The organism is Arthrobacter sp. P4_H3 (assembly GCF_056400885.1).
Window position 1 is genome coordinate 14708 of the sequence record NZ_JBFUKK010000003.1, and the last position, 17167, is coordinate 31874.

The 17167-nt window shown below is 66.3% G+C and carries 15 protein-coding genes and 1 tRNA gene; 5 read left to right on the forward strand and 11 right to left on the reverse strand.

The features are described 5' to 3' along the window. Positions 1-28: 28 nt before the first annotated feature. The 7 genes from arfA to AC1DRE_RS05260 all read right to left on the reverse strand — a co-directional run bounded on the left by arfA (position 29) and on the right by AC1DRE_RS05260 (position 9474). Positions 29-1564 carry an arabinosylfuranosidase ArfA gene (gene arfA / locus AC1DRE_RS05230; RefSeq protein ID WP_476983636.1) on the reverse strand — a complete coding sequence of 512 codons (1536 nt, stop codon included), beginning with the start codon at positions 1562-1564 and terminating at the stop codon, positions 29-31. Positions 1565-1741: 177 nt separating this feature from the next. Continuing rightward, positions 1742-3277, reverse strand: a complete 1536-nt coding sequence (gene araA, locus AC1DRE_RS05235) for an L-arabinose isomerase (protein WP_476983637.1) — start codon at positions 3275-3277, stop codon at positions 1742-1744. A gap of 34 nt (positions 3278-3311) precedes the next feature. Continuing rightward, positions 3312-3992 (reverse strand): L-ribulose-5-phosphate 4-epimerase, encoded by a 681-nt coding sequence (locus AC1DRE_RS05240; protein ID WP_476983638.1) that lies wholly within the window; start codon positions 3990-3992, stop codon positions 3312-3314. Next, the gene (gene araB / locus AC1DRE_RS05245; protein ID WP_476983639.1) at positions 3989-5767 is read right to left on the reverse strand and encodes a ribulokinase; all 1779 of its coding nucleotides are present in this window, start codon (positions 5765-5767) and stop codon (positions 3989-3991) included. Before araB ends, AC1DRE_RS05240 begins: the two co-directional genes overlap by 4 nt. 141 nt (positions 5768-5908) lie before the next feature. Beyond that, complete coding sequence (locus tag AC1DRE_RS05250; protein ID WP_476983640.1) at positions 5909-6922, reverse strand: LacI family DNA-binding transcriptional regulator; 1014 nt, start codon at positions 6920-6922, stop codon at positions 5909-5911. A 4-nt stretch (positions 6923-6926) separates the two neighbouring features. Next, positions 6927-8585 carry a substrate-binding domain-containing protein gene (locus tag AC1DRE_RS05255; RefSeq protein ID WP_476983641.1) on the reverse strand — a complete coding sequence of 553 codons (1659 nt, stop codon included), beginning with the start codon at positions 8583-8585 and terminating at the stop codon, positions 6927-6929. A gap of 166 nt (positions 8586-8751) precedes the next feature. After that, positions 8752-9474: a TetR/AcrR family transcriptional regulator gene (locus tag AC1DRE_RS05260; RefSeq protein ID WP_476983642.1), complete on the reverse strand. Its 723-nt coding sequence runs from the start codon at positions 9472-9474 to the stop codon at positions 8752-8754. Between the two features lie 91 nt (positions 9475-9565). On the opposite strand from AC1DRE_RS05260, the gene AC1DRE_RS05265 reads away from it, so the two are divergent. Then, complete coding sequence (locus AC1DRE_RS05265; RefSeq protein WP_476983643.1) at positions 9566-10315, forward strand: SDR family oxidoreductase; 750 nt, start codon at positions 9566-9568, stop codon at positions 10313-10315. 53 nt (positions 10316-10368) lie between these two features. Further along, a complete protein-coding gene (locus AC1DRE_RS05270) occupies positions 10369-11172 on the forward strand; it encodes a dioxygenase family protein (protein ID WP_476983644.1) in 804 nt (267 codons plus the stop codon). A gap of 113 nt (positions 11173-11285) precedes the next feature. Here the strand turns inward: AC1DRE_RS05270 and AC1DRE_RS05275 are convergent. Continuing rightward, a tRNA-Lys gene (locus tag AC1DRE_RS05275) sits at positions 11286-11358 on the reverse strand. Positions 11359-11582: 224 nt separating this feature from the next. Here AC1DRE_RS05275 and AC1DRE_RS05280 point away from each other — a divergent pair. From AC1DRE_RS05280 to AC1DRE_RS05290, 3 genes are all read left to right on the forward strand, one after another. Further along, on the forward strand, positions 11583-12242 hold the full coding sequence (locus AC1DRE_RS05280) for a hypothetical protein (protein WP_104176160.1): 660 nt from the start codon (positions 11583-11585) through the stop codon (positions 12240-12242). 306 nt (positions 12243-12548) lie between these two features. Then, the gene (locus AC1DRE_RS05285) at positions 12549-13166 is read left to right on the forward strand and encodes a DUF47 domain-containing protein (protein ID WP_476983645.1); all 618 of its coding nucleotides are present in this window, start codon (positions 12549-12551) and stop codon (positions 13164-13166) included. A gap of 1 nt (position 13167) precedes the next feature. After that, positions 13168-14184, forward strand: a complete 1017-nt coding sequence (locus AC1DRE_RS05290; protein ID WP_476983646.1) for an inorganic phosphate transporter — start codon at positions 13168-13170, stop codon at positions 14182-14184. A gap of 79 nt (positions 14185-14263) precedes the next feature. Here AC1DRE_RS05290 and pstB read toward each other — a convergent pair whose 3' ends face one another. Genes pstB through pstC form a run of 3 tightly spaced genes read right to left on the reverse strand, consistent with a single transcriptional unit; the run spans position 14264 to position 17131 of the window. Further along, positions 14264-15043: a phosphate ABC transporter ATP-binding protein PstB gene (gene pstB / locus AC1DRE_RS05295; protein ID WP_011690076.1), complete on the reverse strand. Its 780-nt coding sequence runs from the start codon at positions 15041-15043 to the stop codon at positions 14264-14266. A 45-nt stretch (positions 15044-15088) separates the two neighbouring features. Further along, positions 15089-16198 carry a phosphate ABC transporter permease PstA gene (gene pstA / locus AC1DRE_RS05300; RefSeq protein WP_476983647.1) on the reverse strand — a complete coding sequence of 370 codons (1110 nt, stop codon included), beginning with the start codon at positions 16196-16198 and terminating at the stop codon, positions 15089-15091. Then, on the reverse strand, positions 16199-17131 hold the full coding sequence (gene pstC / locus AC1DRE_RS05305; protein ID WP_476983648.1) for a phosphate ABC transporter permease subunit PstC: 933 nt from the start codon (positions 17129-17131) through the stop codon (positions 16199-16201). Between the last annotated feature and the right edge of the window lie 36 nt (positions 17132-17167).

The window sequence follows — 17167 nt, forward strand, 5'->3', positions numbered from 1 at the left end:
TAGCTCCGGCGCCCGGTTTCCCTGCGGCCTAGTGTCCGGCTCCGTCGACCGAGAGGCGGATCATGCTCCAGGACACCGCGGGCAGCTCGGCGGTGAGCCGTCCGCCGTCGACCTTGACACTGACGTTCTCGCCGGGCAGCACCGAGGTGGAGTCATCCGCCGTCGCCTGCCAGTAGGGGTCCTTGTTTGCATAGGTGACCGCCTCAACAACCTTCGCGTTCCCCAGGCCGGCGACGGCGGCGTCCAGCGTGAGGGCGTCCGTGGCCGAACGGTTTACGGCAAACACCACCGCCTCGCCGGCGTCCGCATCGAAAGTGGCGACGGCGGACAGGGCCGCGAAGCCGGCCGTCTTGCCGCCGCTGAGCAGGGGGGATTCGACCGCGAGCTGCAGCACCGTGCCCTTGGCGTGCTGTGACGTCAGGGCGAACGGGTGGAAGGTGGTCTGCTTCCAGGCGCGGCCGCCGGGTTCGGTCATGATGGGGGCAATGACGTTCACCAGCTGTGCCAGGCTGGCGGAGTGCACGCGGTCGGTGTTGCGGAGCAGCGTGATGAGGAGGTCGCCGACCACCACGGCGTCCGCCACGGTGTAGCGGTCCTCGAGGAGCACCGGGGCCACGGGCCAGTCCTTGCCGGTGGGCGTCTTGGATTCGTCCCGGCTCATGTGCCAGACGTTCCATTCGTCGAAGGAGATGTTCACCTGCTTGGCGGACTTCCTGACCGACTTCACGTGGTCGATATGGGCCACGATGTCCTTGATGAAGGCCTCCATCCGGTGGCCGGAGGACAGGTGCTCCTGCAGGTCGCCGAAGTCCTCGAAGTACTGGTGCGCGGAGATCAGGTCCACGAGGTCGTAGGTTTCCGTCAGCACAACCCGCTCCCACTCACCGAAGCTGTCCATGGTGGGGCTGGAACTTCCGCAGGCCACCAGCTCCAGGTCCGGCTCCACCATCCGCATGGCGCGGGCAGTGTCGGCCGCCAGCCGGCCGTACTCCGTGGCGTTCTTGTGGCCGATCTGCCAGAACCCGTCCATCTCGTTGCCCAGGCACCACATCTTGATGCCGTAGCCGTTTTCGGCCCCGTTGGCCCGGCGCTGATCGGAGAAGGCCGTCCCGCCGTCGATGTTGCAGTACTCCAGCAGGTCGAGGGCTTCCTGGGTCCCGCGGGTGCCCAGGTTCACGGCCATCATCGGCTCGACGCCTGCCTTGACGGACCATTTGGCGAACTCGTCCACCCCCACATGGTTGGGGTCGGTGGAGTGCCAGGCCAGGTCCAGGCGCGCCGGACGCTCTTCCACCGGCCCCACGCCATCCTCCCAGCGGTAACCGGAGACAAAGTTCCCGCCCGGGTAGCGGACCGTGGATACGCCCAGTTCGCGGGTGAGTTCCAGGACGTCGGTCCGGAAGCCGTCAGAGTCCGCCTTGGGATGGCCCGGCTCGAAGATGCCGGTGTAGACGCAACGGCCGAGATGCTCCACGAAGGCGCCGAACGTGCGGCGGCGGACCGGCCCGACGGTGAAGGCGGGGTCCAGGGTGATCTTGGCGGTGGCGTATTCGGAAGTGCCCACGTAAACATCCTCGTTTCTAGTTTCTACAACGTTATAGAAGATAATTGTTAGCGTTCATCCGGGATCCGTCAAGGGCGGTCCGGGCATCGTCCGGCTTAAACACACAAACCCGCATCCGGTGCCGGACGCGGGTTTGTGGGCCGGGGCGGCCTCGCCGAGGGCCGCCTGAGTGGGCTGCTACAGCCCGCCGGCCAGCTTGTAGTAGGCGGCGTTCCAGTTCAGTTCCTTCTTGAACTGTTTGATGGTGGTGCCTTCGTCGATGGTCAGCAGTTCGGTCTTCGCAATCTCGGCGAAGTCCTCGAAGACGTCCATGCCGACGGCGGTGGAAAGCACCGTGTGGTGCGCGGCCCCGGCCGTCAGCCATGCGGCGGCGGACGTGGCGAAGTCGGGCTTGGGTGACCACAGCGCGCGGGCCACCGGCAGGTTGGGCAGCGGTTCGTCCAGGTCCACGACGTCGACGGCGTTGGCCACGAGGCGGAAGCGGTCCCGCATGTCGGACAGGGCCACCACGACACCCGGGCCGGCGTCGGTGTCGAACACCATGCGGACGGGGTCTTCCTTGCCGCCGATGCCCAGCGGGTGGATCTCGACGCGCGGCTTCGAAGCGGTCAGCGACGGGCAGACCTCGAGCATGTGCGCCCCCAGGATCTTCTCCTGGCCGGGCGTGAGGTGGTACGTGTAGTCCTCCATCAGGGAGGCACCGCCGGGGAGGCCGGAACCCATCACCTTGGCCGCACGGACCAGGATGGCGGTCTTCCAGTCACCCTCGGCGCCGAAGCCGTAGCCGTCGGCCATCAGCCGCTGGACTGCCATGCCGGGCAGCTGGCGCAGTTCGCCCAGGTCCTCGAACGAGGTGGTGAACGCGGCGGAGCCGTTGGCTTCGAGGAAGCTGCGCAGTCCCAGTTCGATCCGCGCGCTGTAGCGCAGCGATTCGTGCCGCGCTCCCCCGGCCTTCAGCTCCGGCACCACCTCGTAAAGGCGCTCGTACTCCGCCACCAGGGCGTCGACGTCGGACTCCCCGGCGCCGTGTACGGCGTCGGCGAGCTCGTTGACTGACCAGGTGTTGACCGAGACGCCGAAGCGCAGCTCGGCTTCGGTCTTGTCGCCTTCAGTGACGGCCACGTTGCGCATGTTGTCACCGAAGCGGGTCAGCTTGAGCGTGCGGACGGCGGCCCAGCCGGCCGAGGCGCGCTGCCACACGCCCACCTGGCGGGTGACCTCCGGGTTGGACACGTGGCCCACCACGGTCTTGCGGGGAATGCCCAGGCGGGACTGGATGTAGCCGAACTCACGGTCGCCGTGGGCTGCCTGGTTCAGGTTCATGAAGTCGAAGTCGATGTCCGCCCAGGGCAGCTCAACGTTGGCCTGGGTGTGCAGGTGCAGGAGCGGCTTGCGCAGCAGGTCCAGGCCTTGGATCCACATCTTGGCCGGGCTGAACGTGTGCATCCAGGCCGTCACGCCGATCACCGAATCGTCGGAGTTGGCTTCCAGCGCGGTCCGGCGGATGGCCTCCGCGTCGGTGAGGACGGGCTTCCAGACCACCTTGACCGGGACATCGGAGGACGCGTTCAGCGCGGCGGCAATCTCCTGCGACTGCGCTGCGACCTGCTTGAGGACGTCCTCGCCGTACAGGTGCTGGCTGCCTGTGAGGAACCAGACCTCGTACTGGCTGAGCGAAGTTCTGTTGGCGGACGTGTTGTTGGCGCTGCTCATGGGGTTCTCCTGAAAAGGCGGGTGGGCTGCGGCGCTACTGGCCGTAGACGTTCTGGTAGCGGGCGTAGAGGGAATCGATGCTGCCCTGGTCGATGGGCAGCGGTTCGCCCAGCTGGCGGGAAATATGGACGGTGCGTGCCACTTCCTCGCACATCACGGCAGCCTTCACGGCGGAGCGGGCGTCCTTGCCGATGGTGAACGGTCCGTGGTTCTGCATCAGGACCGCCGGTGAGGTGGAATTCCGGAGGGTTTCGACGATTCCCTGGCCGATCGAGTCGTCACCGATGAGTGCGAACGGGCCCACCGGGATGCTCCCGCCGAACTCGTCGCTCATCATGGTCAGCACGCACGGGATCGCCTCGCCGCGGGCAGCCCACGCCGTGGCGTAGGTGGAGTGTGTGTGCACGACGCCGCCCACTTCCGGCATATGCCGGTAGACGTATGCATGTGCCGCAGTGTCCGACGACGGCGAGAATGGAGGGTTGCCCCACTCGCCCTCCGCGGGGGTGCCGTAGAGGTCGGTGACCACCATGCTCTCGGGCGTGAGGTCCGCGTAGGAGACACCAGAGGGCTTGATGACCATCAGGTCATGGCCGGGAACACGCGCGGAGACGTTGCCGGCCGTCCACACCACCAGTTCGTAGCGGGTGAGTTCGGCGTGCAGGTCGCAGACCTCGCGACGGACCTGCGCGATGGTTTCCAGCAGGTTGCTCATGCGGACGCTTCCTCTGCGGCGGATGCGGCGTTCTGCTGCGGGGCGCCGGCGGCGGCGGCCCCGGCGGGGGCGGCAAATGACGTCCTGGCCGCGCGCTGGATCGCCTTGAGGCGGTGCATCACATTGTTGGTGCCGCGGCCGAAATAGTCGTGCAGCGTGCGGTACTCCTGGAAGAGTTTTTCGTAGGCGGCAACATTTTCCGGAATGGGAATATAGATGCTGCCGGGCTCCGATCCCATGGCAGCGGCGGCGGCCCGGATATCCGGGTAATGACCTGCGGCCACAGCGGCGTGGATGGCAGACCCCAGCGCGGGCCCCTGGGTGGAGCCGATGGTGGAGAGCGGCAGGCCGGTGACGTCGGCGTAGATCTGCATGAGCAGCTTGTTCTTCAGCAGGCCGCCGGCCACGATGAATTCCCGGACCGGCACTCCCGAGTCGCGGAAGGCGTCCACGATGGTGCGTGTGCCGAAGGCCGTTGCTTCGAGCAAGGCCCGGTAGGTGTCTTCGGGCTTGGTCGCCAGGGTCTGGCCCACCACGACGCCGGAGAGTTCGTGGTCCACCAGCACCGAACGGTTGCCGGAGTGCCAGTCCAGGGCAATGAGCCCGTGTTCGCCGATGGCCTGGCGGGAGGCAAGTTCCGTGAGGTACTCATGAATGCCCAGGCCTGCCGCTTCCGCCGCCTGGTGGTACTCGGGCGGGACGCCGTTGTTGGTGAACCAGCCGAAGATGTCCCCCACGCCGCTTTGCCCGGCTTCGTAGCCCCACAGTCCGTCGACGATCCCGCCGTCCACCACGCCGCACATGCCCGGCACTTCACGCAGTTCGGCACCGTTCATCACGTGGCAGGTGGAAGTTCCCATGATGGCCACCAGCTGCCCGGGCTCAACGGCCTTCGCAGCGGGCGCCGTGACGTGGGCGTCCACGTTGCCCACCGCGACGGCGATGCCTTCCGGCAGTCCGGTCCAGGCAGCGGCTTCGGCCGTCAGGTAGCCGGCTGCATCGCCGAGCCGGCCGATGGTGTGGGCCAGCTTGGCGCCGACAAAATCCTTGAAGTCCGGGTTCAGGGCGGACAGGAATTCCTCGGACGGGTAGCGGCCGTCCTGGTAGATGCCCTTGTACCCGGCGGTGCAGGCGTTGCGGACGTAGTTGCCGCAGAGCTGCCAGACGATCCAGTCGGCCGCCTCCACCCAGTGGTCCATGGCGGCGTAGGCTTCCGGGTCCTCCTCCAGGAGCTGCAGGCCCTTGGCGAACTCCCATTCGGAGGAGATCAGCCCGCCGTAGCGCGGCAGCCAGTTTTCGCCGAGTTCCGCAGCCAGGGCGTTGATGCGGTCCGCCTGCGGCTGGGCGGCATGGTGGCGCCACAGCTTCACGTAGGCGTGCGGGCGGTTGGCGAAGCCGGGAAGTTCATTCAGCGGTGTGCCGTCGCCCTTGACGGGGACCATGGTGCAGGCCGTGAAGTCCGTGGCAATGCCCACCACGGCAGCGGGGTCGATCCCGGCGTCGGCGATGGCCGCGGGCACTGCCCGGCGGAGCACCTCGCGGTAGTCGTTGGGCACCTGCAGGGCCCACTCGCCGGGCAGGCGGGCGGCCGCTTCATCCGCTGCGTCCACCAGACCGGCCGGAAGCGCGTCGGTGACCACGGCGTGGGGGTACTCAAACACGCCGCTGCCCAGTTCCTTGCCGTCCCGGACGCGGACCACCACGGCCCGCCCGGACAGCGTGCCGTAGTCGACGCCGATCACAAAGCTGTCTGAACCGTCTGCTGTGACGTCCATCAATTCCTCCAATAGTCTCCGCTGCTCTGCGGTTGTCCTAATTGTTAGCGCTAACAAACAACCTGTCAAGACATGGCCAGGACTGCAGGTGGTGCCAACAGCAGGAAGACGCCCGGCCAGGGGGGCCGGAGGAGGGCGTGCTCAGGCGGGCGGGGCGGTGCTCGCGCGCACTACGATGCGGGGGTCAACCACCGTGGTTCCGGCTACGGCGCCGTCTTCGAGCAGCGCCAGCATCATGTCCATGCAGCGGCGCCCGAGCTCTTCGAAATCCTGGCGGACCGTGGTGAGGGGCGGCATGAAGTATCCGGCCTCCGGCTGGTCGTCGAAGCCCACCACCGAGATATCCTGTGGCACCCGCACTCCCGCTTCGCCGAAGGCCCTCAGGACGCCCAGGGCCATCTGGTCGTTGCCTACGAACACCGCCGTGGCAGCGCGTTCGACGGCAAGCTGCTGGCCGATCCCGTAGCCGCTGCCGGCACTCCAGTCGCCTTCGACGAGGAGGTCGTCGTCCAGTCCTGCGTCGGCGAGCGCCTCGCGCCAGCCTTCGGCCCGCTCAGCGGCGTCGATCCAGTCCTGGGGTCCGGAGATGTGGCCGATCCGCTTGTGGCCCTGCTCAATCAGGTGGGTAACGGCAAGCCTGGCTCCCAGTTTCTGGTCCACCATGGCGCCGCTGAACCTGCCCTCTCCGCTGGAGCCGACCACCACCACCGGCACGTCGAGGTTGAGAACTTCCAGGGCCTGCAGGGTTCCCGCATGCGGCACCAGGGCCACGATCCCGTCCACGCCCTGGTCCATGAAATGCCGGGCAGCGTCGGTGATCGAATCCGCGCTGACCTCCCGGAGGGCGGCGATGCTCACGAAGTAGCCGGCGTCGCGTGCTGCCTGCTCCACGCCGAGCAGCGTGTTGGCTGGCCCGTATTGGGACAGCTCGCTGGCCAGGACCCCAATGGTGTGCGAACGCCGGGTCACCAGGCTGCGTGCGGCGGTGTTCCGCCGGTATCCCAGCTCGGCGACGGCAGCCTCGACGCGTTCCCTGGTCGCCTTACTGACGTTGGGGTGGTTATTGATTACGCGGGACACTGTCTGGTGGGAGACGCCGGCGCGTTCCGCCACGTCTTCAAGTCGCGGAAGGCGCCGCTCGCTGCTGTAGGCCATGAAGCTATTGTGCTCGAGCCTGCAGTGCATCCACGAACACGCTCGGAATGTCCTGCGGATTCCTCGCCACATAGCTTGTGCCACCGGTGGCCTCGGAAATCTTCCGCAGGGTCTCTGCGTCCGCGTCCTCGGTAATGCCGATGCTGACAATCACCACGGGCTTTGCCGGGTCCTTTTCCCGCTGCAGAGCCTCCAGCAGCTCCTCGAGGCTCAGGGAATCCGGGTCTTCGTTGGCGCCGTCGGTGAACAGGATCACGCTGTTGACAGCACGGGCATCGTAGTTCGCCTTGACCGTGCGGTAGGCGGCCAGGGTCGAGTCATAGAGCCCGGTGGCGCCGCCGGTCCGCTTGTCCAGGCCGGAGATGTCCGCCACCAGCCGGTCCCGCTGGGTCACGCCGCCCACCACCTGGTCCATTTTCCTGATGGGGTCGAGCTCCACGTAGTCCTGGCTTCCGCCGCCGAGGCCGATGGAAAACGCCCACATTCCCAGTGCAGCGGTGTTGGGAAACAGTTTGCTCCCCGCGATTGCCGCCTGTTGCGTGAGCTGCATGCGGGTCTGTCCACCCGCCTGAATGTTCATGGAACCCGAAACGTCCATGACCACCAGCGACCTGAAGGGAATGGCCTGGAGGGACCAGCCTTTCAGCGTCCGCTGCACGGTTTCCGCGGAAGCGGGCTTGAGGGCGGCAACGCTGCCCACGCCCTTCTGGTCCGGGGTGCGGCTGCCGTCCGGGGACCGAAGGCCGCTGTCGGCGAGCGCCCTCTTTCCGTCCTCGGATGCCATGGCGGAAGCCAGCGCCCGGGCGGCGTCAGCCGCGGCACCGCCGCGGACTTGGCCGGCGGCGGTGAGGGCCACCGGATAGTCCAGCGACACGGACCCGGTGTGCGGCATCGACGCTGAGAGCCCGGCCCCGGGAACCGTCTGCGCGAAGGCCAGCCAGGCCTGCTCGGTGACGATGGCGAATCCCCCGCCGGAAGCCACGGCCTCGAGCTGCTTGGCATCGGTCAGCTTCTCTCCCGTGCGCTGGCTTTCGCTCTGGGCGAGCTGAGCGGTGGCGGCCTGCAGCGTTTTGGCTTCCGCGCGGCCGGCTTCCACTTCGGAGAGGGCCCCCAGCAGCGCCACTTCCCCACTGCCGGTCACCAGCGGATCGCTGAACCTGACGCCGGGAGCCTGGAGCGCGCTGAGCCAGGTGGCGAATCCGGGGACTTCCCCCTGGCGGCCGACGATTACGCCGGGCGTCGAGGCGAGGGACGGCACGGTGATCTCAGGCGCTGCGGCAGCCACAACGCGCTGCACCCGGACCGACGAATCGGCCACCCACAAGTCCGGGGCATCCTTTCCCGCGGTCACCGCGGCAGCGAGCTCAGGCTGCGTCTGCGTTTCGATGGTGTACTTCACACAGGCGTCAGTGGGCACCTTCGCGGCCGCGCTTTGCAGGGCCGGGGCAATGGTGGCGTCGGCGCCGACGCGGACCTCAGCGGGGACGCCACAGCGCGCGGCCGCCAGAGGCGACTGGCTGCCGGTAATCCAGATGACGGCAGCGGCGGCGACGGCGATGGCCACCGTCACGCTGACGATCATCACTATCCGGGGCCAGAAGAACGGTGACTTGCGGGGGTATCGGCCGTGGCGCTGCGGGCCTGCTGCTCGGCGACCTGACATGGGTGCGGTACCTAACTGCTGGGGATCCTGGTGGGCGGTTGGTGTTTGCCGGCCACCACCCCTCGCGTGCGGGAAGCCCCAAGATTGGCTGCAAAACCGTCCCAGTATACGCAAGTGAGTGTCCGGCATCACATCGGAGCGCATTTCCGACCGGAACACGGCAGCCTCAGGCTTTGGCGAGCCTGTCCAGCCATTCCCCGAGGAGAATCGACTCCCCTGCCGTCAGCAGCCCGTCCGCCCCGGCGCCGCTCTCCCCCAAGGTGGCCTTCAGCGCGACGGCATGCCGTGCTGCGACCGAACCGGACACGTCGCCCGCAGCAGACCCCGGCACGGCGTCGGCCGTAATGGCGGCCAGGATGGCTTCCCGGGCTTTTGGGGCAAGTGCCAGGTCGCGGCGGTCCGCCGGCAGCGCGATCAGGCTGAGAGTGATGCCGCAGCCGGCAGCGTGGATCATTCCCACCGCAGTGTCCACATCCACCGTGAGCCTGCCGGCCCGTGCGACGCGTTCCACCAGGCCCTGCAGGATGGCGAGGGCATCAGCCGCGGCCTGCGGGGCGGGCCCCGGGCCCGGTTGCCCGTACATCAGTGCGTACACAGCGGGATGGCGCAGTCCAAAACCGATATGCAGATCCCAACCACGCCGCAGGCCATCGACGGGGTCGGGCTCCGGCGCTGCGGCGGTCTTCGCCGCGAGATATTCGCTGAATCCGAAGCTGGCCACAGCCCCCAGCAACCCCTGCATGTCGCCAAAAATCCGGTAAATAGCGGGCGGCTGGACCCCGGCGGCGGCGCTAACCGACCTGCTCGACAAGGCCTCCCGCCCCCGCGCGTCGAGGATGGCGGCGGCAGCCCGGATGATGCGGTCCCGTGTGCTGGGGCTCTCTGTCATGTATCAACGATAACAAATTCCCGCTAACAGCTTGACCATATCGCCGTTCTCGTGTTTTTGTTATCAGTGAAATGACCATAGGAGGATCCACATGACACGCCAGATCGAAAACCCGCCCGCAAGGGTCGCCGTCGTAACCGGAGGCTCGCGGGGCATTGGCCGGCAAGCTGCCGAACGCCTCGCCCTCGAAGGCTTCAGCGTGGTCATCGGCTACGCCGGCAACCACGGCGAAGCGTCCAAGGCGGTGGCCGACATCACCGCAGGCGGCGGTGCCGCCGTCGCCGTGCAGGCAGACGTGGCGGATGAGTCCGCAGTCAAGGCACTGTTCGACGCCGCCGAGCGCGAGTTCGGCGGGACCGACGTTGTGGTCAATTGCGCCGGCGTCATGTCGCTGGGGCCGGTGGCCGACTTCGACCTGGCTACCCTTGACCGCATGCACCGCACCAACGTCCGCGGCACGTTTGTGGTCAGCCAGCAGGCCTCGAGGCGCGTCCGTGACGGCGGCGCCATCATCAATCTCTCCACGTCGGTCACCAAGCTGGCACTGCCCGGCTATGCGCCGTACGCAGCGTCCAAGGCCGCGGTGGACGCCATCAGCCTGATCCTGGCCAAGGAACTGCGCGGCCGCGACGTCACCGTAAATGCGGTGGCCCCGGGACCGACGGCCACAGCCCTGTTCCTCGACGGCAAGGACGAGGAAACCATCAGCCGGCTCGCCCAGATGAACCCCCTGGAACGGCTGGGGACGCCGGACGATATCGCCGGCCTCATCGCATTCCTCGCGGGGCCGGGCCGCTGGATCAACGGCCAGACCATCTACGCCAACGGCGGCCTCGTTTAGCAGGCGCGAAATTATTGGTTGAAGATTCAAGTAATAAGTCCTAGAATGGAGTTATGACGCAGACACTTGACCGCCCGCCGGTACTCTTCCTGAGCCACGGCGCCCCTCCCCTGGCTGACGACGCCCGCTGGACCGGCGAGCTCAGCGCCTGGTCCGGCACATACGGCAAGCCCAAGGACATCCTGATGGTGTCCGCGCACTGGGAGAACGCGCCGGTGACCCTCAGTGCCACCTCGCGCAACCCCGGCCTGGTCTACGACTTCTGGGGCTTCCCCCAGAAGTACTACGACGTCACGTACAACGCGCCCCAGGCGGTGGAACTCGCCGCCGAAGTGGAAAAGCTCGTTTCCACCCACGGCCACCACGTGGAACGCGACGAGGAGCGCGGCTTGGACCACGGCGCCTACGTTCCGCTCGTGGAGATGTACCCGGGGGCCGACATTCCGGTGCTCCAGATGTCCATGCCCACCCTGGATCCGCAGGGCCTGTTCAACCTGGGCAAAACGCTGGCGCCGCTGCGGGACCGCGGCACGCTGATTGTGGGTTCCGGCTTCACCACGCACAACCTGCGCTGGTTCAACCCTGCCGGCGGACCGGACACTGCCCCGCCCTCCGCTTCGAGCGAATTTGACCACTGGGCCCAGGAAACAATGGAGGCCGGCGATGTCGATTCCATCCTCGACTTCCTGCACAAGGCGCCGGCGGCGCGTGAGGCGCATCCGCGCAGCGAGCACTGGGCGCCGCTTTACGTGGCATTGGGTGCGGCGTACGAATCCGGTGACCTGAATGCGAGGACGGCCATCGACGGCTTCTGGTTCGGCCTGTCCAAGCGCTCGTGGACGCTCACCGGCAAATAGCCCAGCCGCGAAAAACGCAGGGAAAGTGGCACGGAAACCAGTTCGGGGCAACAAAAAACCTCCGGCCTCCTGTTACCAGGAAGCCGGAGGTTTTCCACTCTTCGCTAAAAGAGTGGGCCCTGTGGGGATCGAACCCACGACCCACGGATTAAAAGTCCGATGCTCTACCAACTGAGCTAAAGGCCCCAGCTGACGGCCGTGAATACGGGCGGCAAGCGCACGCAATCGGACTGTCAGCCCAGTCCATTTCTGGACGTTAAATACTGTACCCCACGCCGGGGGCCAGCTTTTACAAAAACGGAGCGTGGCGCCGTCGTGCGTTCATGGTGGTGCAGCAGCTGCCTTCATTACTCCTTAAGCCGGCCGCCGGCAAGCTCGATAACAGAACAGCACAGGAGTAGCGTGGGGGCATGAGCGAGCAAGCAGGATCCAAGGCCTACGGCGGCGCAAACCGGCATCACAAGCCGAAACCTTTTGCGCCCATCGACTTTGAGCCGTTCGCGGGCGGCGCAGACCCTGCACGGGTGTCCGAGGCAGCGCACCTGGCCGCCCAGGCGCTGGTCCGCCACGGCCGCGACAGCGACGATCCCAAGGTCACCAAGCGACTCGTCAAGCTCGCGGACGAACAGGGCCTGGAAGCCATCGCGGAAATGTGGGCCGAAAGCCCCGCACGCTCCCTGCCCGGCGCCCTCTGGCGCCTGTACGCGCTGCGTGCGGCCACTATCCAGGACCCCGAGCGCATCTCGGTCTACTTCAAGGCTGGCAAGGACACGGCGCAGGTATCCAATGTGGTTGCCGGCGCTGCCGAACCGCCGGGGGCGGACGAAATGAAGACGATGGCGGATGCCATCCTCTCCGGTGCGTTCGACGGCGAGTTCGACGTCGCGCTGGAACGTTCGGCTGCTTTTTGCCGGGTGGTGGCCCTGGGCCAGGCCACTTTGGCTGACGGTGCCGACCACAGCAACGAGAACCACGCGAGCAAACTGACGCGCAATTCCCACCTCCTGGTGAAGACTGCCGAAGACCTGGAGCACGCGGCTAACGCATGGCGGCTGGGCGAACTCGACTGACAAGGCTCCGCGGCAGTGGCAGCTTCGCAAGTCCGCCACTGTTACGCACGGAGGGGCCCGGCTGTCAATGTTGACTTGGTTCAGCCAAAGTAGAAAACTGAAACCGGTGCCGAACCGCGAAACCCCCGGGCTTCAACATCTAGCCGCCTAGAGCGGCCTACCGCCGAGAGGCGTATCCGGTTCGGCACCACTTTTATGCCCGGATGCATCTGCCGGTAAAGTAGTGCCCATGTGCGGGTCAACGTCAAGTCACATGGCCCAAAGGCCACATTCCATGCCTTTACCTTCCCAAACCGGAATTCGCAGGTGAAGCTCCGACTTTTCCCGCAGGAGCCTGCAGGGCTGCACCTGCTCTCGCAGATGGCACGCCAGATTGTCGTCGCCACCGGAACGTTGGCTGAAATCCTCGGCGTCCCGGCCACGGAGCACAACCGCCTCGTTGAAGACATGCACGACCACGAGGCCAAGTCCGCTGAGCTGCACTTCGCGCTGCTGACCCACATGCGCACCAGCTTCGTTAATCCCCTCCCCCGCGAGGACTTGTATGCCCTGTCCAGGTACCTCAATGAGGCCATGGAGAAGCTCGACGCCGCTGCGGAGCTGGTGGCCCTGTACAAGCTCGAACGATTCCCCAAGCGTGCCGCGGACCAGTTGGAGATCATCGCCCGGCAGGCGGAACTCACAGTGGACGCCATGCGCCGGCTGAACAACCTGGACGATCTTGAGGACTACTGGATCGAGATCCTGCGGCTAGCCAAACGCGCCGAACGCACGCACCGGGTGTGGGTGGCGGACATGCTCAAGGACATGAAGGGCGCTCAGTATGCCCGGAACCGGGACATTGCCAACCAGTTGGTGGAGGTCACCAAGGACATGCGGCGCATTGCCACCCAGGTAGGCAGCATCATCGTCAAGGAATCCTGACGTGACCCTGTTCTTCTTCGTGGTGGTGGTGCTGTTTGCCGCCGCGTTCGCCTTCCTGAACGGCTTCAGGGACGCGTCAACGTCCGTGGCCCTGGCCGTGCGGACCCGGGCGCTCACACCCACCGTGGCTGTCCTGCTGGCGGCCCTTTTCAACTTCGTGGGCGCGTCGCTCAGTGCGGCCCTGGCGCTGCAGGTCAGCAGAAGCTGGATCTCGCTGCCGGATGGCGAAAACGGCCTGACCATCCTGGTCGCAGGCCTGCTCAGCGCCGTCCTGTGGGGCATCTACACGTGGTGGCGCGGTATTCCGTCCTCGTCCACGCACGCCCTGGTGGGCGGCCTGGCCGGCGCCGGGCTGGCCAGTGTGCTGGTTGGCGGAAACTACGTCGGCGGCGTCAATAACTCCCTGCTGTTCCAGGTGGCGCTGCCGCTGCTGCTGTCCCCCGTGATCGCGTTCGTGGGCGCGTACCTGCTGGTGTGGCCTGCTACCTGGGCTGCACGGTACACGCCGCCCAACGTGGTGAACAGCCGCTCGCGCCGGACCCAGGCCATCGCCGCCGGTGCGGTGGCCTTCGGCCACGGCCTACAGGACGGCCAGCGGACCAGCGCGGTGCTGCTCCTGGCCCTTCTCGCCTCGGGGCTGTCCGACGGCGCCGCCATGCCGGCGTGGGTGGCGCTGCTGACCGCCACGATGATGACCGCCGGAACCCTGGCCGGGGGCTGGCGGATTTCCTACACCATCGGCTACAAGCTCACCCGGATCGATCCGCTCCGCGGCTTCGTGGCGCAGCTGTACAGCTCTGTGATCCTGCTCCTGGGCGCGATCGGGCTGCACTGGCCCGTGTCCACCACGCACACGGTCACGGCGGCCGTGCTGGGCGCCGGCAGCAACCAGGGCTTCCCGGTGACCAACCGCAGGCTGGTGTTAAGGATCCTGGCCTTCTGGCTCTTCACGCCGGTGGTCACGGCGGCAGCGGCCTTCGTGCTGGAACTGTCGCTCTCGCCCCTCTCGGAACTTTAACGCAGCATCGGTTGCTCCGCAGGTGCCGTTTTGAGGTGTCAAAACGGCGGTTACGGAGCAACCGATGGAGGAAGGGCCCTTATCCGAAGCGGCCGGAGACGTAGTCTTCCGTGGCCTTCTGGGTGGGGTTGCTGAAGATGGTGTGGGTGTCTCCCACTTCGATCAGCTTGCCCGGCTTGCCGGTGCCGGCGATGTTGAAGAACGCGGTGCGGTCCGAGACGCGCGCTGCCTGCTGCATGTTGTGGGTGACGATGACCACCGTGTACTGGTCCTTGAGGTCGTTGATGAGGTCCTCAATGGCCAGGGTGGAGATGGGGTCCAGTGCCGAGCAGGGCTCGTCCATCAGGATGACCTGCGGCTCCACGGCGATGGCGCGCGCAATGCACAGGCGCTGCTGCTGGCCGCCGGAGAGTCCGGAGCCCGGCTTGGCGAGGCGGTCCTTCACTTCGTTCCACAGGTTGGCGCCCTGCAGGGAGCGCTCCACGAGGGCGTCGGCCTCGCCCTTGGAGATCTTCTGGTTGTTCAGCTTCACGCCGGCCAGCACGTTGTCCCGGATGGACATGGTGGGGAACGGGTTGGGGCGCTGGAACACCATGCCGATCTGCGAGCGCACGGTTACCGGATCCACCCCGGGGCCGTAGAGGTTGTCCCCGTCCAGCAGCACTTCGCCCTCCACCCGGGCGCCCGGAATCACTTCGTGCATGCGGTTCAGCGTGCGCAGGAAGGTGGACTTTCCGCAACCGGACGGGCCGATGAACGCCGTGACGGACTTGGCCTCGATGTTGATGTTGACGTCCTCAACGGCCAGGAACTTGCCGTAGTAGACGTTCAAATCCTTGACGTCGATGCGCTTTGACATGGTATTCCTTCACTTGCTGGATACGAATTGAATATTACCGGCGGACTAGCGGCCGGTCTTGGGTGCGAACATCCTGGCAATCAGCCTTGCGCCAAGGTTCAGCAGCATGACCAGGATGATCAGCACCAGCGCGGCACCCCAAGCCCGCTGCGAGGACGGATCCGGGTTGGACGGCGAGGTGGGATTCAGGATCTGCGTGTAGATGAACGTGGGCAGCGAGGCCATCCAGCCGCTGAACACATTGCTGTTGATGTTGGTGGCGAAGCCTGCGGTCACCAGGATCGGAGCGGTTTCGCCGATCACGCGGGCAATCGCCAGGGTGACGCCGGACGCGATGCCGGAGATCGCCGTCGGGATCACCACTTTGAGGATGGTCCGCCATTTGCGGACGCCGAGGGCGTACGCCGCCTCGCGCAGTTCGTTGGGGACGATCTTGAGCATTTCCTCGCTGGAGCGCACCACCACCGGGATCATCAGGACGGAAAGCGCGACGGCGGCTACGGCCCCCGTTTTGGTACCCGGCCCCACCACCGCGAAGAAGAACGCGGCGGCGAACAGGCCGGCGACGATCGACGGAATGCCCGTCATGACGTCCACAAAGAACGTGATGGCCCGGGCCAGCGGGCGGTCTTCGCCGTACTCCACCAGGTAGACCGCGGTCAGCAGGCCCACCGGAACGGAGATGACCGTGGCCAGCAGGGTGATCTGGATGGTGCCCAGGAGGGCGTGGTAGATGCCGCCAACAACGGGCGTACCCTCTTCAACACTCTTGTTGTCGAAGGCGCCGGTGACGCCGTTCATGGAGGTGGTGAGGAAGCCCGGATCCAGGAGTCCGGGAAGCCCGTTGACCAGGACGGTCCAGATCACCGAGATCAGCGGCAGCAAGGCCACCAGGAAGGAACCGACTACCAGGCACGTGGCCAGCTTGTCCTTGGCCCTGCGTCCTCCTTCAACGGCGGCGCTCCAGCCCACCAGGCCGGCTGTGAACAGGATGGCCGAGACGATGCCCCAACCGAACGCGTTGAAGCCGATCACGGCCAGGATGGCGGCGCCGACCACCAAGGCAAGGGCCAGTACGACGTACGGCGCGAACTTGGGCAGCTGGCCCTTGGTGAGCGCGGAACGCTTGCGGACCGGGGTGAGGGTGGAGGTCATTTAGTTGGCTCCCGAGAATTCTTTGTGCCGGCTGATGATCCAGCGGGCAATCATGTTGACGCCGAGCGTGATGACGAACAGGACCAGGCCTGCCGCGATCAGCGTGCTCACCTTCAAGCCGCTGGCCTCCGGGAAGTTCAGGGCGATTTCGGCGGCGATGGTCTGGTTGCCGGACTGGATCAGGCTGGCGGTGAGGGCGCCGGAGGACAGCACCAGTGCTACGGCCATGGTTTCCCCGAGTGCCCGGCCCAGGCCCAGCATCACGGCGCTGACGATACCCGGGCGGCCAAACGGAAGAACGGCCATTTTGATCATTTCCCATCGTGTGGCACCCAGGGCCAGGGCGGCTTCCTCGTGCAGCTTGGGGGTCTGCAGGAAGATTTCGCGGCTCAATGAGGTGATGATGGGAAGGACCATCACGGCCAGCACGATACCGGCGGTGAGGATGGTCTTGCCGGTGGCGGACGCGGGGCCCTGGAAGATGGGCAACCAGCCCATGTTGTTGGCCAGCCAGTCGTAGGCCGGGGAGATCTCCCTGGCCAGGAACACGGCGCCCCAGGCGCCGTAGACCACCGATGGGATGGCGGCCAGGAGGTCGATCACGTAGCCCAGGCCGGAGGCGAGGCCGCGCGGGGCGAAGTGCGAGATGAAGAGCGCAACTCCGATGGCTACGGGTGTGGCGACGACCAGGGCAATAACGGCTGCGATCACGGTGCCAATGACGATCGGCCAGATGTAGGCGAAGAAGCCTTCGCCGCCTTGGATCTTGTCCGGCGAAGCCACGAGGGCCGGGATCGCCTGGATTACCAGGAACAGGGCAACACCAAAGAGCACGGCAAGGATCAGGCACCCAGCGGCCAGGGCGGCCCCGGAAAAGACTTTGTCTCCGGCGGGCCCTGTGCCCCGGGACTGTGTCAGGGAGTTGGTGGTCACAAACGATCCTCTGGGTTCGAATAGAACCGACTGCCG